The 18,338-nt window shown below is 67.8% G+C and carries 20 protein-coding genes and 1 pseudogene; 10 read left to right on the forward strand and 11 right to left on the reverse strand.

Annotation, left to right across the window (positions count from 1 at the left end; translation table 11 throughout):
- Positions 1-3 precede the first annotated feature (3 nt).
- From VRZ77_RS15660 to VRZ77_RS15680, 5 genes are all read right to left on the reverse strand, one after another.
- Positions 4-1,416 (reverse strand): FAD-binding oxidoreductase, encoded by a 1,413-nt coding sequence (locus VRZ77_RS15660; RefSeq protein ID WP_414593537.1) that lies wholly within the window; start codon positions 1,414-1,416, stop codon positions 4-6.
- On the reverse strand, positions 1,406-2,740 hold the full coding sequence (locus tag VRZ77_RS15665) for a cytosine deaminase (RefSeq protein WP_414593538.1): 1,335 nt from the start codon (positions 2,738-2,740) through the stop codon (positions 1,406-1,408). The genes VRZ77_RS15660 and VRZ77_RS15665 overlap by 11 nt, the downstream gene beginning before the upstream one ends.
- A 5-nt stretch (positions 2,741-2,745) precedes the next feature.
- On the reverse strand, positions 2,746-3,543 hold the full coding sequence (locus VRZ77_RS15670; protein ID WP_414593539.1) for an ABC transporter permease: 798 nt from the start codon (positions 3,541-3,543) through the stop codon (positions 2,746-2,748).
- Between the two features lie 14 nt (positions 3,544-3,557).
- Positions 3,558-4,361 (reverse strand): ABC transporter ATP-binding protein, encoded by an 804-nt coding sequence (locus VRZ77_RS15675; RefSeq protein WP_414593540.1) that lies wholly within the window; start codon positions 4,359-4,361, stop codon positions 3,558-3,560.
- Positions 4,362-4,473: 112 nt separating this feature from the next.
- The gene (locus VRZ77_RS15680; RefSeq protein ID WP_414593541.1) at positions 4,474-5,487 is read right to left on the reverse strand and encodes an ABC transporter substrate-binding protein; all 1,014 of its coding nucleotides are present in this window, start codon (positions 5,485-5,487) and stop codon (positions 4,474-4,476) included.
- A 215-nt stretch (positions 5,488-5,702) separates the two neighbouring features.
- On the opposite strand from VRZ77_RS15680, the gene VRZ77_RS15685 reads away from it, so the two are divergent.
- Positions 5,703-6,089 carry a RidA family protein gene (locus VRZ77_RS15685; protein ID WP_414593542.1) on the forward strand — a complete coding sequence of 129 codons (387 nt, stop codon included), beginning with the start codon at positions 5,703-5,705 and terminating at the stop codon, positions 6,087-6,089.
- Between the two features lie 6 nt (positions 6,090-6,095).
- Here the strand turns inward: VRZ77_RS15685 and VRZ77_RS15690 are convergent, their stop codons facing one another.
- Positions 6,096-6,500 (reverse strand): DUF1398 domain-containing protein, encoded by a 405-nt coding sequence (locus VRZ77_RS15690; RefSeq protein WP_414593543.1) that lies wholly within the window; start codon positions 6,498-6,500, stop codon positions 6,096-6,098.
- 16 nt (positions 6,501-6,516) lie between these two features.
- A complete protein-coding gene (locus tag VRZ77_RS15695; RefSeq protein ID WP_414593544.1) occupies positions 6,517-6,972 on the reverse strand; it encodes a MarR family winged helix-turn-helix transcriptional regulator in 456 nt (151 codons plus the stop codon).
- A gap of 146 nt (positions 6,973-7,118) precedes the next feature.
- Between VRZ77_RS15695 and VRZ77_RS15700 the strand changes: the two genes are divergently transcribed.
- Positions 7,119-7,937: a creatininase family protein gene (locus VRZ77_RS15700; RefSeq protein WP_414593545.1), complete on the forward strand. Its 819-nt coding sequence runs from the start codon at positions 7,119-7,121 to the stop codon at positions 7,935-7,937.
- On the forward strand, positions 7,938-8,972 hold the full coding sequence (locus VRZ77_RS15705) for an Ldh family oxidoreductase (RefSeq protein ID WP_414593546.1): 1,035 nt from the start codon (positions 7,938-7,940) through the stop codon (positions 8,970-8,972).
- A gap of 63 nt (positions 8,973-9,035) precedes the next feature.
- Here the strand turns inward: VRZ77_RS15705 and ppa are convergent, their stop codons facing one another.
- Entirely contained in the window at positions 9,036-9,560 is a 525-nt protein-coding gene (ppa, locus tag VRZ77_RS15710) for an inorganic diphosphatase (protein ID WP_414593547.1), read from the reverse strand.
- A 210-nt stretch (positions 9,561-9,770) separates the two neighbouring features.
- Here ppa and VRZ77_RS15715 point away from each other — a divergent pair, with 210 nt between their 5' ends.
- The 7 genes from VRZ77_RS15715 to VRZ77_RS15745 all read left to right on the forward strand — a co-directional run bounded on the left by VRZ77_RS15715 (position 9,771) and on the right by VRZ77_RS15745 (position 15,897).
- Positions 9,771-10,094 carry a hypothetical protein gene (locus VRZ77_RS15715; RefSeq protein ID WP_414593548.1) on the forward strand — a complete coding sequence of 108 codons (324 nt, stop codon included), beginning with the start codon at positions 9,771-9,773 and terminating at the stop codon, positions 10,092-10,094.
- Positions 10,091-10,849, forward strand: coding sequence for a zinc ABC transporter ATP-binding protein AztA (aztA, locus tag VRZ77_RS15720; RefSeq protein WP_414593549.1), 759 nt, complete (start codon positions 10,091-10,093; stop codon positions 10,847-10,849). Before VRZ77_RS15715 ends, aztA begins: the two co-directional genes overlap by 4 nt.
- Positions 10,846-11,718 carry a metal ABC transporter permease gene (locus tag VRZ77_RS15725; RefSeq protein WP_414593550.1) on the forward strand — a complete coding sequence of 291 codons (873 nt, stop codon included), beginning with the start codon at positions 10,846-10,848 and terminating at the stop codon, positions 11,716-11,718. Before aztA ends, VRZ77_RS15725 begins: the two co-directional genes overlap by 4 nt.
- Positions 11,719-11,732: 14 nt before the next feature.
- Positions 11,733-12,743 (forward strand): metal ABC transporter substrate-binding protein, encoded by a 1,011-nt coding sequence (locus tag VRZ77_RS15730; protein WP_414593551.1) that lies wholly within the window; start codon positions 11,733-11,735, stop codon positions 12,741-12,743.
- A gap of 133 nt (positions 12,744-12,876) precedes the next feature.
- Entirely contained in the window at positions 12,877-13,851 is a 975-nt protein-coding gene (locus VRZ77_RS15735; RefSeq protein WP_414593552.1) for a CobW family GTP-binding protein, read from the forward strand.
- Positions 13,852-14,040: 189 nt separating this feature from the next.
- Complete coding sequence (locus VRZ77_RS15740) at positions 14,041-15,045, forward strand: WD40 repeat domain-containing protein (protein ID WP_414593553.1); 1,005 nt, start codon at positions 14,041-14,043, stop codon at positions 15,043-15,045.
- Positions 15,046-15,156: 111 nt separating this feature from the next.
- Complete coding sequence (locus tag VRZ77_RS15745) at positions 15,157-15,897, forward strand: acetoacetate decarboxylase (RefSeq protein WP_414593554.1); 741 nt, start codon at positions 15,157-15,159, stop codon at positions 15,895-15,897.
- A gap of 24 nt (positions 15,898-15,921) precedes the next feature.
- Here the strand turns inward: VRZ77_RS15745 and VRZ77_RS15750 are convergent, their stop codons facing one another.
- The 3 genes and pseudogenes from VRZ77_RS15750 to VRZ77_RS15760 all read right to left on the reverse strand — a co-directional run.
- The gene (locus tag VRZ77_RS15750; protein ID WP_414593558.1) at positions 15,922-16,884 is read right to left on the reverse strand and encodes a nickel/cobalt transporter; all 963 of its coding nucleotides are present in this window, start codon (positions 16,882-16,884) and stop codon (positions 15,922-15,924) included.
- Positions 16,875-17,525 carry a DUF1007 family protein gene (locus VRZ77_RS15755; RefSeq protein WP_414593555.1) on the reverse strand — a complete coding sequence of 217 codons (651 nt, stop codon included), beginning with the start codon at positions 17,523-17,525 and terminating at the stop codon, positions 16,875-16,877. Before VRZ77_RS15755 ends, VRZ77_RS15750 begins: the two co-directional genes overlap by 10 nt.
- A 702-nt stretch (positions 17,526-18,227) precedes the next feature.
- Positions 18,228-18,338, reverse strand: a pseudogene (locus tag VRZ77_RS15760) (IS630 family transposase); the annotation flags it as partial.

Consider the following 18,338-nt stretch of genomic DNA (forward strand, 5'->3'; position numbering starts at 1 on the left):
GGATCAGTTGCCGAGCCCGGCGAACAGATAGGTCCGCCCGGCGCCGAAGTCGAAATCCGGCTGGTCCCAGGCGATCATCTTTCCCGGATTGAGCAGGCCGACAGGGTCGGCGTCCCGCTTGAAGGCAAGCTGGGCGGCGTCGGTCTGCTTCATGCCGCCTTCCTCCAGCGTGTAGCGGTGCGGATTGAAGATTGGCGCGCCCATGGCCTCGTGCCGCGCGACGATCTCCTCCAGCCGCGCCTCGGTGGAATAGCGCACCAGCGGCAGGCCGAAGCAGGTCACCTTGCCGTCGAAGCGCACGAATTCCAGATGCGCCGGCACTTCGTCGCCGAGCGCGGCGTGGATGTTCGCCACGAGGTCAAGCTGGTTCGGGAACGGGTACAGCACCTGCAGATAGGTGATCGACGGATCGATGCGGAGCGCGCGCAGCGTGGTGTGGTTCCAGGCGAGTTCGTAGAGCGGGGGCAGGCCCTTGGCTTCCTCCGGCGCGAGTTGATCCGAGCGCAGCAGGATCCCCCCGCCATGGCGCGCGGTGAAGGCCTCGAACGCGCTCATTGCCATCGGGGCAATGGTGGCGAGCACCACATGACGTCCGTCCGGCAGATATTTGCGGTGTCGCAGGAAGTAGCTCTGCGGCACCGGGGCGGCGATCACCGAAAGCAGCTTCTTGAGAATGGCATCCTGCTCGCCGAGCGCGTTGGCATAGGACGCCGCCGCGCCGAATTCCTCGAAGCCGACGATGACGTCCACCCAGTCATAGCGCGGGGCGAGCGGAACCTCGGCGGAAAGGATGATGCCGTTGGTGCCATAGGCATGGGCGACCTTTGAGACCTCATCACCGGTAAGCTCCAGCACGCGCGGCTCGGCCTCCATGGTGGCGATGGTGAGGGCGATGATGTTGCCGAGGTCGCGCAGCCCGCCCCAGGTGATGGAGCCGACCCCGCCCGAGCCGCCGGCGATGAAGCCGCCGAGGCTTGCCGTACGATAGGTCGAGGGGTGCAGCCGCAATTCCTGCCCGCTGGCCGCGCAGGCGACATCGATGTCGGCGAGGATGGCGCCAGCCTGCGCCCGCACCCGGCCGGGGGCGATTTCCAGCACCTTGTCGAGGCCGGAGAGGTCCAGCACCACGCCGCCCGCCAGCGGCATGGCCTGTCCGTAATTGCCGGTGCCGGCACCGCGCGGGGTGACCGGGATGCGCAGGGCGTAGCAGGCGCGCAGAATATCGAGGACCTCGTCCTCGCTTGTGGCGAAGGCGACGAGGTCGGCGCTCACCGCGTCGAGCTGGCGCTTGAGTGTCGGCGAGTACCAGTAGAAGTCCCGGCTTTTCTGGCGCACCAGCGCGGGATTGTCCTCGAAACGGATGCCGGGCAGGCGGGCGCGCAAGGCGCTCAGGTCGTAGCGGGCTTCAGGCGCCATCACAGCCTCCCATCCAATCGTCGAGCTCGGCATAGTCCGGCGGCGTGGTGTCGATGGCGCGGCCGGCGCGCAGCACGATGCGGTCGGCCTGCGGGCGGGCGAGCATCTCATTGAGGCTGCGGGCGCGGAAGATGGCCAGATCGGCGCGCCGATCCGGCGCGATCAGCCCGTGTCCGTCGAGCCCGAGCGCCTCCGCTGGCGCGCGAGTTACGATGGCCGGCCAGCCGGCGAGCGGGTGGTCGAGATGGGCGATACGGGTGGCCTCACGATAGACCTCGACCAGATCGAGGTCGCCATAGGCATAGAACGGGTCGCGGGCATTATCGCTCGCCACCATGACAGGGATGCCGCGCGCCGCCATCTCGTGCAGCAGCGTGACCCCGCGCCAGCGCGGCGTGCGCCCCTGCGCGCGGTCCAGAAGATAGAGGTTGCACATCGGGAGCGAGACCACGGCGATGTTCGCCCGCGCCACCGCGTCCAGCGTGCGGTCAATCGACGCCTCGTCCTGCCGCGCCAGCGAGCAGCAATGGCCGGCGAGGATGCGCCCGGCAAAGCGCCGCCGGTTCGCGACCTCGGCGATGCGGGCGAGGGAGCGGGCCATGGGGTCGGCGCTTTCGTCGACATGGAAATCCAGATCGAGGCCGAAACGCTCGGCGGCGTCGAACAACCGCTCCAGCCCGGCATCAAGATGCGGGCCGGCATAGGTCACGGCACCGAGCACCCCGTTATAGCGGCGCACGGCGGCGAGCATCGCGTCGAACTCGGCATCGTCCAGCACGAGGTCGATGGGCGTGAGGCTGACCGCCTGGAGCGCGATGCGCCCCGCCCATTCCGCACGCATTTCGTCGAACACCGGCCAGGAGATGGCGGTCTGCGGGCCGATGGAATCGAGATGGGTGCGGATCGTCGCCGTGCCGTGCGCATAAGCGCAGCGCAGGCCGAATTCCATGCGCCGGCGCACGTCCTCCGCATTCCAGTTGGCGGTGCGGTCGGTATCGGCCGCCCGCACCGCGCCGGCGAAGCTGCCGTCCGGGTTCGGCGCGCGCGGCCAGATGAAGCCCTTGTCGAGATGGGTATGGGCGTCGATCAGCCCCGGAAAGACGAGGGCGCCGGCCATGGCGAGGCGGGGCAGATCGCTGCTGACGTCGCCGTCCAGCGCGCCCGCCGGGACGACGCGGGAAATGTCGCCGTCGTCGATCGCGACATCGAGGGCGACCAGCCCCTCGCGGTCGGGCTCCGCGCGCAGATGCGGCACCAGGCAGGCCGGGGCGCGCAGCCCTGTCAGCGCGAAATGACGGGGCGGATGGGCGAGGTCGAACGCCATGGCGGTCAGCGGCTCCGTTGCAGCGCGCTCTCGTGCCAGCGCCGCAGCAGCAGCCAGGAGACGAGGCTGAGCGCGGCATAGATCAGGATGCCCGCCAGCGATATCAGCAGCAGGGCGGCGAACATGCGCGGAATGTTCAGCCGGTAGCCGGATTCCACGATGCGGAAGGCAAGGCCGGAGCCCTGGCCCGCCGAGCCGGCCGCGATCTCGCCCACCACCGCGCCGATCAGCGCCAGCCCGCCAGCAATGCGCGCGCCGCCGAGGAAATAGGGCAGGGCGGTCGGCAGGCGCAGTTGCAATAGCGTCTGCAGCCGGCTCGCGCCCGACAGCGCGAACAGGTCGCGCAAATTCGGGTCCACCGAGTTCAGCCCGAGCGTGGTGTTGGACAGGATCGGGAAGAAGGCGACGATGAAGGCGCACATCAGCACGGCGGTGTCGGTGGACAGGTAGATGAGCATCAAAGGCGCGATGGCGATGATCGGCGTCACCTGAAGGATCACCGCAATCGGGAACAGCGAGAATTCCACGATGCGCGCGCTGGCGAAAACCAGCGCCAGCGCCACCCCGCCGACAATGGCGACGAGCAAAGCGAGCGCCGTGGTCTTCAGCGTCACCAGCATTGAGGCGAACAGCACGGCGCGGTCGGCGATCAGCGTCTCGATCACGCGCGAGGGCGCCGGCAGGATATAGGGCGGCAGGTCGTTGACCCGCACCACCGCCTCCCAGGCGAGAACGAAGGCGGCCATCACCAGCACGGGGAGCAGCCAGCGGAACGGCGAATTCTCGAAGCTCCTCGCGTTCATCGCCCCGCCCTCCGTCAGCCGGCCTGCGAGACGGGGGAGAGGGGCTCGCCCGCTTCCATGGCGCGGGCCAGCGCGAGCGAGGTATCGCGGCACAGGCCGGCATATTCCGGCGAGGTGCGGAACGCCTCGTCGCGCGGCTGGTTCGGATCGATGTCGAGCGCCGAGGACACCTGCCCCGGCCGGGCGCGGAACACCAGGATGCGCGTCGACAGGAACACCGATTCGAACACCGAATGGGTGACGAAGACGATGGTGCAGTTCAGCCGGCGCCACACTTCCAACAGGTCGTTATTCAGCTTGAAGCGGGTGATTTCGTCGAGCGCGGCGAAAGGCTCGTCCATCAGCAGCAGGCGCGGCTTCGTCACCAGCGCGCGGGCGATGGACACGCGCATCTTCATGCCGCCGGACAATTCGCGCGGATAGGCATCGCGAAAGCCGGCGAGCCCGACCAGCTCCAGCGCTTCCTCGATCGCCGGCGCCGCCGCGCGCCGCGATTGGCCGGCGAGCCTGAGCGGGAGGTACACATTGCCGAACACGCTGGCCCAGGGCATCAGCGTCGGCTCCTGGAACACGAAGCCGATGGAGTTCGGCGCGCGCTCCTTCTCGTTCCAGATGAGCCGGCCGGCTGTGGGCTCCGACAGGCCGGCGATGAGCCGCAGCGCGGTGGATTTGCCGCAGCCGGAAGGACCGAGCAGCGACAGGAATTCGCCCTGCCGCACCTCCATGTCCAGCCCTTTGAGGGCGGTGACGGCATTGGCAAACCGCTTCTCGACGGCGTCGAGCCGTAGCAGGGGTGCGGGAAGGGTGTCGGGCGTCATCGCGTCATCCCGGCCGAAGCGAAGAGGCGAGCCGGGATGGTTTCCCGAATTTCACGCGATCGCGGATCGGGCTGCGGCCGTCCGGGATGACGACAATGGGCCGGTGCCAATGTCACTTCGGCCCGAGCTCCTTGCCGACGCCCTTGTTCACGAACTGGGTGGTGTAGGATTTCTTGTAGTCGATATTGGCCTGCACGACCTTGGCGTTGACCATCTTGTCGTAGAAGCTCTTGATCTTGGCGTCGGTCATAGCGCCGATGCCGAGCGTCTTGGCGTCCCCGGAATCGACGATGCCGAACTCCTTCATCTTGGCGATGGAGAAGGCGATCATCTCGTCGGTCATCTCGGGATTGTCTTTTTTGATCAGCGCGTTGGCGGCGGCGTTGTCGCCATAGAGATAATTGTACCAGCCGATGATCGAGGCATCGACGAAGCGCTGCACCAGCTCGGGGTCCTTGTTCACCAACTCGCTGCGAGTCTCGATCGTGGTGGAATAGGTGTCGAAGCCGTAATCGGCCAGCAGGAACAGGCTGGGCTTGAACCCGCCCTGGCGCTCCACCGCGTCAGGCTCCGAGGTAACATAACCCTGCATGGCGCTGTTCTTGTCGGCGAGGAAGGGGGCGGCGTTGAAGGTGTAGGGCTTCACCTGGCTTTCGCTGAAGCCGTAATCGGCGATCAGCCACTGGTAATAGCTCGCCAGCCCCTCCTTGGAGATGAACAGCGTCCTGTCCTTGAGCTGCTCGAACTTGGTCACGTCCGGGTGGGCGATCAGGACCTGTGGGTCCTTCTGGAACAGCGCTGCGACGATGAGCGTCGGGATGCCCTCCACCACCGAGGAGAACGCCTGCAGCATGTTGGCGCCCATGTAGAAGTCGATCTTGCCCACGGGGAGCAGCAGCCGGTTATTGGCCTGCGGTCCGCCGGGGACGATGGTGACGTCCAGCCCGTATTTGGCATAGGTGCCGTCCGCCACCGCCTGGTAGAAGCCGCCATGCTCGGCCTGCGCCACCCAATTGGTGCCGAAGGTCACCTTGTCGGCGGCGCTGGCGGGCTGGGCCGCGAAGGCGGCGGTCGCGAGCGCGGCAAAAGCGAGGATGGCGGAACGCAGGCGCGGCGCGAAGCGCATCGAAAATCTCCCGGTGGAGCGTGGGCGGCGGCGCAGTGTAGAGCGGTTCGCGCAGCGAATAAATCGCCGCGTGGCCGGGAAAGTGCCCGGATTTCAACCAATTGCAGCCCAGCTTGTTCGCACGCGCGCGGGGCGCCGTGCCTGCCCTCCGCCGATACCGCTTGGAGCGCGATGCGCGCTTGTGCGCGGAAAGTCCGGGCCGTTAGACTGCGCGCATGCTGCGCCATCTCCTCCCCGCCCTCATCCGCCGCCCCTTCGCGCGCTACAGCCACGCGGTCGAGGTGCCGGCGGGCGCCCGGCTGCTGCTGGTCTCCGGCCAGCTCGGCATCAGCGCGGACGACGCGATTCCCGACAGCGCGGAACAACAGGCCGAGATCTGCTTCCGCGCCATCTCCGCCTGCCTCGCGGAGGCCGGCATGAGCGCGGCCGATGTGGTGCGGATCAACGCCTATGTCACCGATCGCGCGCACATGGCCGGCTACATGGCGGCGCGCGACCGCTTCACCGTCGATCCGCCGCCGGCCTCGACGCTGATGATCGTCTCCGGCTTCACACGGCCCGAATTCAAGGTCGAGGTGGAAGTGCTGGCGGCGAAGGCGTAGCCCCGCTCACGCCGCCTGCGGGAAGTGTTCGACATGGGTTTGCGCGGTGCGGCCGAAATAGACCGCTCGCCGGCCGGAAAACGACACCATGTAGCCGGCGCAGCCGGCGGCGCTGACCTTGGCGCAGAAGCCGGCATAGCTGTAGCCCGCGACCTTCTCTTGCGCCTCGCGCACCGCCGCCGCGATGGCGGCCTCGTCGAAGGCGGCGGCCGGCGGCGCGACCGGCCGGGCGGGGAGTTCGACGCTGCCGCCGTCGGGCAGGTAGTAGGTCTGCGTGGCCCGGCGGAAATCCACCATGTAGCCCTCGACCCCGGCGGCGGCGAGGACGGCGACGATCTGAGGAAAATCCATGCTGCCGCTCGCCGTGGCGTCGTGGCAGCGGCGAATGGCGTCCTGTGTCGGCGTGCTCATTCGGATCTCCCGTGGTTCAGTCGATGGGATGGGCGCTCAGCCCCTGGCGCGCGACGATCTCGCGCAGTGTTTCTTCCAGCGCGCGACGCTGGTCGGGCGCGAGATGGCCGAAGAACTGCGCGTCATTGGCGTCGGCCGTTGCGGCGAGCGCGGGCACCAGCGCCCGGCCGCGCGGGGTGAGGGCGAGGGTGTGGGCGCGCCCGTCGCTCTCATGGGCGGCGCGCGCCAGCAGCGCCTTGGCGATCAGCCGGTCGGCGAGCTTGCTCACCGCGCCGCGCGTCAGGCCGAGCCGGTCGGCGAGCCGGCTCGGGGCCAGCGCCTGCGCGTCGTATAGCTCGCGCAGCACCACCCATTCGGCCGTGGTGACGTCGTGCTCCGCCAAACGGCGGGCGAAGCTGTGCGACACCTGATTAGAGACGAGGCGCAGCCAGTAGCCGAGATGGCCGGTGAGCGGCGCGGGGGTGGGCAACATGGCAGCCTCATTTGTTGCCAAGGAAACTACTCATATAAAGTTTCCTTGTCAACCAGATTGCCGGCCGCCGTCCCGGGCGGAATGGTTGGGGCCGGGCGCGTTCCTTGCTAGAAGGCGCGGCAGCGCAGCAGCCGGACCTTGACGCCATGCCTCCCAAACGTTTCTGGACCGAACTCGCCTGGACCGATTTCGCGGCCGGCGACACCGAGAACTGGATCGCCGTTCTGCCGGTCTCGGCGGTGGAGCAGCACGGACCGCATCTGCCGGTCGGCGTCGACGCCTATATCGGGCAGGGCTATCTCGACGAGGCGATGAAGCTGCTGCCGGCCGACATTCCGGCCGTGTTCCTGCCGATGCAGGCCATCGGCAAGTCCAACGAGCACATCCATTTTCCCGGCACGCTCACCCTGTCGGCCGAGACCATCATCCGCCTGTGGACCGAGATCGGCGAGAGTGTGCACCGCGCCGGCCTGCGCAAGCTGGTGATCGTGAATTCCCACGGCGGCAACGTGCCGATCCTCGACATTGTGACGCGCGACCTGCGCGCGCGGCTCGGCATGCTGGCGGTCACCGTGTCGTGGCATCGCTTCGGCTACCCGGAGGGGCTGTTCACCAATACCGAGCGCCAGCACGGCATTCATGCCGGCGGGGTGGAGACCTCGCTGATGCTCGCCTTCCGCCCGGACACCGTGAACGAGGACGAGATCGCGGACTTCCCGCCGGTGACGCTGGCGATGGAGCAGGAATTCGCGTTCCTGCGCGCCGGCACGCCGGCCGGCTTCGGCTGGATGTCGCAGGATATCCAGCCGAGCGGGGCGATGGGCGACGCGACGCAGGCGAGCCTTGAGAAGGGCGAGGCCTGCGCGCTCTACGGCGCGCGCGCCTTCGTCGAGCTGCTGGCCGATGTGCAGAGATTCGATCTGTCCCGGCTTGCTGCCGGGCCGCTGGGCGGAGGAGCGCTCTAGATGGACCATGCCTCCCCCGCCGCGCTGGCCGATCTACATCTCACCCTGGAGCAGGCGACCGACTACGCCTCCCGCGTGCTGCAGCGCTTCGGCGCCAATGCGGCGAACGCGACGGCCACCGCCCGCGCGCTGATCGCGGCGGAGGCCGACGGGCTGGGCGGCCACGGCCTGACCCGGCTGCCGAGCTATTCCGCCATGGTGGCGAGCGGCAAGATCGACGGCCATGCCGTGCCGCGCGCCTGGCGGGCGGCACCGGCGGTGCTGGCGGTCGATGCCGGCAACGGCTTCGCGTATCCCGCGCTGGAACTCGGCCTGCCGCAGTTGGAGGCGATCGCGCGCGAGGCCGGAATCGGGCTGATGGCGGTGCGCCGCTCCAATCATTTCGGCGTTGCCGGCCAGCCGGTGGAGAAGCTCGCCGAGCGCGGGCTCGTGGCGCTCGCCTTCACCAATGCCCCGGCCTCGATCGCCCCGGCCGGCGGGCGGCGCGCCGTGTTCGGCACCAATCCGCTCGCCTTCGGTACGCCGCTGCGCGGCCGCCCGCCCGCGGTGGTCGACCTGTCGGTGTCCAAGGTGGCGCGCGGGCCGATCCTCGCCGCCGCGCAGCGCGGCGATGCCATTCCCGAAGGTTGGGCGCTCGACAGCGACGGCAACCCGACCACCGACGCCAAGGCGGGGCTTGCCGGGACCATGGTGCCGATGGGCGAGGCCAAGGGCACGGCGCTGGCCTTCATCATCGAGGTGATGGCGGCGGCAATCACCGCCTCGACCTTCGCGGCGGACATGCCCAGCCTGTTCGACGGCGAGGGCCCGCCGCCGGCCATCGGCCATGTGGTGATCGCCATTGATCCGGCGCGCATCGCCGGCGCGGCCTATCTCGACCACATCGAGCGGCTCGCCGCGCTGATCGAGGACGAGCCCGGCGCCCGGCTTCCCGGCACGCGGCGCGTCGCCAACCGGGAGAGGGCCGCGCGCGAGGGCGTCACGGTCGGCGCCGGCCTGCGCAAGGCGCTGGCGCATATCGGCTTTGCCGGTTGAATAAGCAAAAGGCCCGGAGCGCGGCTCCGGGCCTTCGTCACAACGTCCCGGGGACGCGCGGTCTCACTTGTAGGCGGCGAGGCCGGACTTGATGATCTCATGGGCGCGCGCGGCATCGGCCCAACCCTTGATCGTCACGGTCTTGCCCTTCTCCAGATCCTTGTAGCGGCTGAAGAAATGGCCGATCTGGTCGATCACCAGCGCCGGCAGGTCGGTCGCGTTCTTCACCGACTTGTAGATCGGGTAGACGCTGTCGGCCGGCACGGCGAGGATCTTCTCGTCGCCGCCCTTCTCGTCGGTCATCTCCAGCACGCCGACCGGGCGGCACGCAATCACCGAGCCCGCCACCAGCGGATAGGGGGTGATGACCAGCACGTCGAGCGGATCGCCGTCATCGCCGAGCGTCTGCGGGATGAAGCCGTAATTCGCCGGGTAGAACATCGGCGTGTGCAGGAAGCGGTCGACGAAGAGCGCGCCGGAATCCTTGTCGATCTCGTACTTCACCGGCGGGCCGCCGGCGGGGATCTCGATGATGGCGTGTACTTCTTCCGGCGGATTCGGTCCGGCCGAGATGCGGGAAAGGTCCATGAGCAGGCTCCAGATCGAACAGGCCGGGCGCGCCGGCTAAAAGCGCTTCCCTATAGGTCGCCACGCGCGCGGCGTCGAGACCGGGAACAACCCTCATTTCGGCGGAGAGCGCGGTGGGCTGCGGCTTTCGAGATGAGATTGATACAACATATCATTCTGCTGGACGGGCCGGATTGATATGTTGTATCACTCCGCCCAATGGAGTTGTTCATGTCGCCTGCGCCTGCCGCTTCCCCCGTGCTGTCCCCGACCGGTCGCGCCCATCGCCATGGCGCGGGCCATGATCACGCGCATGATCACGGCCGCCATCACGGTTCCGACGAGGCTCCCGCGGCCACGCACGGCGCGCATTCCCATGCCCATCCCCATTCTCACGCGCATTCCCACGCCCCCGGCCAGCATCACCCGCCGGCGCGGCCGGCGCCCTCGCTGCTGCGGCTCTCGGCGTGGCAGCGGCTCGCCATCGCGCTGCCGCTTGCCGGCCTGCTGTGGGCGGCGACCGCCCTCGTGGCGTGGGGAGGGGCTTCGTCATGAACTTGCTGGCCTTTCGCGACCTCACCCTCGGCTATGACCGCCATCCCGCCGTGCATCATCTCGACGGCGAGGTCACTGAGGGCGACCTGCTGGCGGTGTGCGGGCCGAACGGGGCCGGCAAGTCGACGCTGCTGAAGGCGATCGCCGGCGTGCTGGCGCCGCTGTCGGGCACGATCCACGGCGCGCTGCCGCGCCGCGATATCGCCTATCTGCCGCAGGCGGCCGAACTCGACCGCTCCTTTCCCATCGACGTCTACGATCTGGTGGCGATGGGGCTGTGGCGGCGCACCGGCCTGTTCGGCGGCATCTCGCGCGCGGATCGCGGGCGCATCGCCGAAGCCATCGCGACCGTCGGGCTCGCCGGCTTCGAGGCCCGGCCCATCGGCACGCTGTCCGGCGGGCAGATGCAGCGCGCCCTGTTCGCCCGGCTGCTGCTGCAGGATGCGCGGCTGATCCTGCTGGACGAGCCTTTCACCGCGGTCGATGCCGCCACCAGCGCCGACCTGCTCGCCCTGATCCAGCGCTGGCACAGCGAGGGCCGCACCGTGGTCGCGGTGCTGCACGACATGGAGCTGGTGCGCGGCCATTTTCCGCGCACGCTGCTGCTTGCCCGCGAGGAAGTGGCGTGGTGCGACACGCGCGAGGCATTGACGAACGAGAATCTCAGCCGCGCCCGGCGCATGTGCGAGGCGTGGGACGAGAGCGCGGCCGCCTGCGCGGCGCCGCAGGCCCGTGAGACCGGGGTGGCGGCATGAACCCCTACGATCTTCTCGTCGCCCCCTTCGCCGAATTCGACTTCATGCGCCGCGCGCTGGTGGGCGTGATCGCGCTCGGGCTCGGCGCCGGTCCGGTCGGGGTGCTGATGATGCTGCGGCGGATGAGCCTGGCCGGCGACGCCATGGCGCACGCCATCCTGCCCGGCGCGGCGGTCGGCTTTCTGGCGGCGGGCCTCAATCTGTGGGCGATGACCGTGGGCGGGCTGGTGGCGGGCTTCGCGGTGGCGCTCGGCGCCGGGGCCATCGCCCGTGCCACGCAGATGAAGGAGGATGCCGCGCTCGCGGCGTTTTACCTTATCTCGCTGGCGCTCGGCGTGCTGCTGGTGTCGCTGCGCGGCTCCAATGTCGACCTGCTGCACGTGCTGTTCGGCACGGTGCTGGCGCTGGACGATGCGACGCTGCTGCTCATCGTCTCGATCTCCTCGCTCTCGCTGGTGGTGCTCGCCGTGCTGTGGCGCCCGCTGGTGCTGGAGAGCGTCGATCCCGGCTTCCTGCGCTCGGTGAGCGCCGCAGGGGCGCCGACGCATCTGGTGTTCCTGGCGCTGGTGGTGCTGAACCTGGTGGGCGGCTTCCACGCGCTCGGCACGCTGCTGGCGGTCGGGCTGATGATGCTGCCGGCGGCCACCGCCCGGTTCTGGGCGCGCGACCTGACTGCGATGGTGATCCTCTCGGTGCTGATCGCCTGCGCCTCCGGCGTGGTCGGCCTGCTGGTCTCCTATCACGCCGGGGTGCCCTCGGGCCCGGCGATCATCCTCGTTGCCGGCGGCGCCTATGCGCTGTCGGTGCTGATCGGGCCGGTCGGCGGGCTGCTGCTCCGCCTCGTGCCGCGCCGTCATCTCGAAGCCTGAAGGAGCTTATCCCCATGCTCACCCGCCGTTCCCTCGCCGGTGCCGTCCTCGCGCTCGGCCTGACCGCGCTGGCCGTTCCTGCAAATGCCCAGCAGGACAAGCTGCCGGTCGTCGCTTCCTTCTCCATCCTCGGCGATCTCGTGAAGAATGTCGGCGGTGACCGCGTGGCGGTGACCACGCTGGTCGGGCCGGACGGCGACGCCCATGTGTTCCAGCCCGCCCCCGCCGACGCCAAGAAGGTGGCGGCCGCCAAGCTGGTCTTCGTCAACGGCCTCGGCTTCGAGGGCTGGCTGGACCGGCTGGTGAAGGCCTCGGGCACGAAAGCGGAGGTGGTGGTCGCCACCACCGGCATCAAGCCGCTGGCGTTCGAGGAGGAAGAGGAGGGTCACGCCCATGGCCACGACGATCATGCAAAGCATGACGATCACGCCAAGCATGACGATCATGCCAAGGGCGAGGATCATGCCGCGCACGACCATGATGGCCACGATCACGGCCCGACCGATCCCCATGCCTGGCAGTCCATCGCCAATGCAAAGGTCTATGTCGCCAATATCCGTGACGGGCTGATCGCGGCCGATCCGGCCGGCAAGGCGGAATACGAGGCCAACGCGGCGGCCTATACGGCGAAGCTCGACGCGCTGGAGGCGCAGGTGAAGGCGGCGGTGGCGGCGATCCCCGAGGCGCGCCGCCGCATCATCACCTCGCATGACGCCTTCGGCTATTTCGGCAATGCCTATGGCGTCGCGTTCATCGCGCCGCAGGGCGTCTCGACCGAGGCGGAGGCCTCGGCGAAGGACGTGGCCCGCATCATCCGCCAGATCAAAGCCGAGAAGGTGCCGGCGGTGTTCGTCGAGAACATCTCCGATCCGCGTCTCGTCAAGCGCATCTCGCAGGAGACCGGCGCCAAGATCGGCGGCACGCTGTATTCCGATGCGCTCTCCGATGACAAAGGCCCGGCGAGCACCTACATCGACATGATGCAGAACAACATCCGCCAGCTGTCCGCGGCACTGTCGAGCTGACCGACGCCTGATTGCCGTCATCCCGGACGCGCCAGCGGCGCGGCCCGGGATCGTCCGACGAGAGTGGACAACGATCCCGGATCGCCGCACGCGGCGTCCGGGATGACGCGTTTGAGAGATTGGAGACCGTTCGATGGCTGAGGCCGAGACCACCAAGATTCCCGTCACCGTGCTCACCGGCTATCTGGGCGCGGGCAAGACCACGCTGCTCAACCGCATCCTCTCCGAGCCGCACGGCAAGAAATTCGCCGTGGTCGTGAACGAGTTCGGCGAGATCGGCATCGACAACGACCTCGTTGTCGGCGCCGACGAGGAAGTGTTCGAGATGAACAACGGCTGCATCTGCTGCACCGTACGCGGCGACCTGATCCGCATCATCGACGGCCTGCTCAAGCGCAAGGACGGCTTCGACGGCATCATCGTCGAGACCACCGGCCTCGCCGATCCCGCCCCGGTGGCGCAGACCTTCTTCGTCGACGAGACCGTGGGCGCCAAGACCGCGCTCGACGCCGTGGTCACCGTCGCCGACGCCAAATGGCTGAAGGACCGGCTCAAGGACGCCCCCGAGGCCAAGAACCAGATCGCCTTTGCGGACGTCATCCTGCTCAACAAGACCGACCTCGTGTCGGAAACCGAGCTCAAGGATGTCGAGATGCGCATCCGCGCCATCAACCCGTTCGCGCGCATCCACCGCACTCAGCGCTCGGACATCGCCATCGACAAGGTTCTGGGACAGGGCGCGTTCGACCTCGACCGCATCACCGCGATCGATCCCGACTTCCTCGAAGGCGGCCACAAGCATTTCCACGACGAGGACATGCGCTCGGTGTCGTTCTCGTCCGACAAGCCGCTGGACCCGGACAAGTTCTTCCCGTGGATTCAGGAGCTGACCCAGCGCGAGGGGGCAAACATCCTGCGCTCCAAGGGCATTCTGGCGTTCAAGAACGATCCGGACCGCTTCGTGTTTCAGGGCGTGCACATGATCCTCGACGGCGATCATCAGCGCCCGTGGAAGGACGGCGAGCCCAAGACGAGCCGCATCGTCTTCATCGGCCGCCAGCTCGACGACAAGGCGCTGCAGGACGGCTTCCTGTCCTGCGTGGCGTGAAGTGTCCGATCGTGCCGTCATCCCGGCGCGAGCCTGGCGCAGAGCCGGGATCGCTCCCCGGTTTCGCGGTCCCGGATACGGCCTGTCGGCCGTTCCGGGATGATGAGAGGCCGGGTGCTGCGCTCAGGCGTGACGCGGCCGCCGTTTTGGGCTAACCCGGCCTGACGCTGCAACGACGCCGAAAGTGCCATGGCCTCCTACACCACCGCCGCCTCCACGCCGTCCTCGCTGACCTCGAAGCTGCGCCCGTTCGATTTCGGCGGCGCGGTGGCCGGCATCCGTTTCCTCGGGGCGAGCGCCGCCTTCGTGCTGGGCCAGGGCGACATCGTGCTGGCGGGCGAGGGCGAGACCCGCGTCACCGCCCATGGCGGCTCCGTGCTCTCGGTTTCCGGCGATGCCCGGCGCGTGCTCACCGGCGGCGATGACGGCCGGGTGGTGGCAACGCGTGGCGACGGCTCCGTCGAGACGCTGTTCGAGCAGAAGGGGCGCTGGATCGACCATGTGGCGGCGGGGCCGGACGGCTCGTTCGCGTTCTCCTTCGGCAAGACCGCGCATTTCCAGCCGGTGAAGGGCGCGGCCAAATCGGTCGAGGTGCCCTCAACCGTCGGCGGCCTCGCCTTCGCGCCCAAGGGCACGCGGCTCGCCATCGCCCATTATGGCGGCGCGACGCTGTGGTTCCCCAATGCGGTGGCCAAGCCCGAGCTGCTGGAGTGGAAGGGTTCGCATCGCGGTGTGATCTGGCACCCGGAAGCGCACTTCGTCGTCACCACCATGCAGGAGCCGGCGCTTCACGGCTGGCGGCTGCCGGACGGGCAGCACATGCGCATGTCCGGCTATCCTGCGCGCGTGCGCACCATGGAATTCACGCCCGGCGGGCGCTTCCTCGCCACTTCCGGCTCGACCGAGGCCATTCTCTGGCCGTTCGCCAGCAAGGAAGGCCCGATGGGCAAGCAGCCGACCATGCTCGCGCCGCGCGATGTGCGGGTCTCGGCGGTCGCCGCCCATCTCAAGGAGGAGGTGATCGCGGTCGGCTATGAGGACGGGCTCGCGCTGATGGTGCGCGTCGCCGACGGCGCGGAAATACTGGTGCGGGCGCCCGGCGGTTCGCCGGTCTCGGCGCTGGCATGGCGGGCCGATGGCGGCGCGCTGGCGATCGGCGCGGAGGATGGCGGCGCCGGCTTGCTGGTGCTCTGAAGCCGGCTATGGCTTCGGGATAACATGTCGCTTGCATGACCTAATTGGGACTATTGCCTCCCGGCCCGATCGACTACCGTCGCGATACCGTTTCTGGAGAGGGTATTCGCCATGAAGATCGAGGACGTCCGCGCCAAAGCCTATTCCATGCCGCTGACCAGCCCCTCCTATCCCCGGGGGCCGTACCGCTTCTTCAATCGCGAGTTCTTCGTCATCACCTACCGCACCGACCCGGCCGCGCTGGCCAAGGTGGTGCCGGAGCCGCTGAAGGTGGTGGACCCGATCGTCAAATATGAGTTCATCCGCATGCCGGATTCCACCGGCTTCGGCGACTACACCGAGACCGGGCAGGTGATCCCGGTCGAGTTCAACGGCGTCAAGGGCGGCTACGTCCACTCCATGTATCTCGATGACGAGGCGCCGACCGCCGGCGGGCGCGAGCTGTGGGGCTTCCCCAAGAAGATCGCCAAGCCCAAGCTGCAGGTGGAGAGCGACACGCTGGTCGGCAGCCTGCATTACGGCAGCGTGCTCTGCACCAGCGCCACCATGGGCTACAAATACGAGGCGCTGGACCTCGACGCCCTGCACAAATCGCTGCTGGCCCCGAACTGGATGCTCAAGATCATCCCCCATGTCGACGGCTCGGCGCGGGTGCTGGAGCTGGTCGAGTATTATCTGGAGGACCTCGTGGTGAAGGAGGCCTGGACCGGCCCGGCCGCGCTTGGCCTGTTCCCGCACGCGCTGTGCACGGTGGCCCAGCTCCCGGTGCTGGAGGTGATCTCCGCCGCGCATTTCCGCACCGATCTCACGCTCGGCCTCGGCAAGGTGGTCTACGACTATCTGAAGGACTGAGCGTACGGGCAGGCGAGGGCGGCGCTATCCCAGCGCCAGCCGCTCGGCTGCCATGAAGCCGAACAGCAAGGCGAGGCCGAAGGCGGTGAGCGCCAGCGCGCTCGCCAGCTCCACGCCGCGCAGCAGCACGCCGGCGCCCGCGCCGGGCCGGTTGGCGGCGAGGCGCACCGCCAGATGCTTGGCGAACACCGCGATCGCGGCGATGGCGCTCACGGTGAGCGCGGTGCCGAGCCCCATCAGAAGGGTGGACGCCGCGCCCACCCAGAAGATGCCCTGCGCCAGAGAGAACACCAGCACCAGGATCGCCCCGGTGCACGGCCGCAGCCCGACCGACAGCACCGCCACCGCCCAGTCGCGCCAGCCGCCGCGCTCGGGCAGGTCGGCGGGGTCGGGCATATGGGCATGGCCGTCCGCGCAGCCGCACTCCGGCCCGTGGACATGAGCCGGCGTGCCCCGCCACGCCGCGACCAGCGCCCGCGCCTTGAGGAAGCTCAGCCGCGCGCCGAGCGCGACGAGAAGGCCATAAGCCGCGATCTCGATATAGCTGACCGCCAGGCTCATGGTCGCGGCCGTGGTGCCCAGCACCGCCGCGAACAGGCCGGCGATGAGGATAGCGGTGAGTGACTGCGCCAGCGCGCTGGCGAAGGCGAGGCCGACGCCACGCTTCCACGTCGCCTCATTGGCGAGGAGGTAGGAGGAGATGACCGCCTTGCCATGGCCGGGGCCGGCGGCGTGGAACACGCCATAGGCGAAGGAGATTGCGCCGAGCAGGTACAGCGCGTCGCCGTCCGCCTTGGCCTGCCGCACCGCGCTGGTCAGCAACCGGTAGAATTCCGCCTGCTTGGCGAGGATGAAGCCGGCGATGCCACCCGGTTCTGCCGGGCCCGCGCCGACGCCGAACGGGCTCGCTTGCGCCAGCGCCGGATGAACGAGCAGCGCCGCGCCGAGCAGCGCCAGCGCGGCGGCGAGGGCGCGCCTCACGAGCAGGTCACCGTGACCCGGTTGGCGAATTGCGAGCCGAATTCCGAGGTCGCGGTCAGCGCGCTGAAGAAGCTCTCGCTCAGCGTGGTGGTCTGGCCGACCGCGGGATCCGGCCGGTGCAGCGTCAACGCGCAGTCCTGCGCATTGCCGGCCAGCGTGATCGGGGCCTCGTCGGCGAGCTGGAAGGCGACGAAATAGGTCGGGTCGTAGACATCCAGCGTCAGCGCGCCCTTCTTCGCCTGCGGCGTGGCGAAGGGCAGGGTGAAATGCAGCGTCAGCGACTTGCCGTCATAGGTGAGCGTGTAATCCTCCGTCGGCGGCAGGAACGCGACATCGGTCTTTCCCCGCTTGGCATAGGTGAAATAGTCGAACTCCTTGAGGGAATCGATGTTCACCTTGGCGAGGTCCTTCAGCGTCTCGTCGCTCGGCGAGCCGTCCGCCTTGGTCGGCAGGCCCTGCAGCGCGAAGGAGGAGAACGCCTCGTCGAAGGTCCAGTTATGGCGCACGCCCTTGAGAGTGCCATCCGGCGCATAGTCGAGCTCGGAGCGCACCTCGACCCAGACGTGGGGATGGGCGGCCGCGGGGCCGATGAGCGCGGCGAGCGCCAGCACGAAGGTTAGGCAGGCGGCGAACAGGCGATGGGACAAGGCGTCACCGGCGGTGCGAGGATCGGAGCGCCGATTGGTGGCGGGCGAGTTCGGCGGAATGGTGACGGGACGAACCCAAGAACGCTAGACGGCATGCATGCCCAATTATGATGATCGATACCTTCGGCGTTTGACGTCCAATCATTCCCCCAATTACCTTCCCAATCTGCGGCGGGGACGCCGCAAGTTTCTTGCGGTGGGAGTGGGAAATGGCCAAACAAACTAAACACGCTGAGTCAACTGAAGAAAAATCTTCTCCTTCGAAGGCCGAAACAGTTCTTAAGAAAAGGCGATCACAAAGATCGTTCCCGGCCTCGACATTCGAGGAACCTCTCGAGTTTGCAAAAGCGATATTCCGCATTGGAAGTGGTCAGCCTGTCAAGCGATTGACACTATTTGATCAACTTGGAAAGTCTCCCGAAAGTGGAGGATCGAGGCAGCTTATCATTAATGCTGGGCGCTATGGACTTACCAAAGGTGGAGTGCAAGCTGAGAATATCGAACTGACTCCAGCGGGGCAAAAGGCGGTTGATGAGCAGATCACATTGCGTGAGCAGTCTCGTTCTCGAGTTGAACTTGCGATTACCGGAATTGAACCATTTCAGAGACTCTACGAAAAATTTGTAGGCAATAAATTACCTGCGCATGCTGTGCTTGTCGATGCAGCAAAAGATGTAGGTATTGACCTAGAGCATTTTCGGTTTAATCCGGCTCATACCCAGCCGCGGCGAAGAAATTTGCGGCTTCGTTTGGCGTGACGAGGTCGATGAGGCGGCCGATGGCGTCCCATAAGGCCGGGATGGATCGCTCGGC

The sequence above is a fragment of the Ancylobacter sp. G4_0304 genome, from assembly GCF_047501495.1.
Taxonomy (GTDB): Bacteria; Pseudomonadota; Alphaproteobacteria; order Rhizobiales; family Xanthobacteraceae; genus Ancylobacter.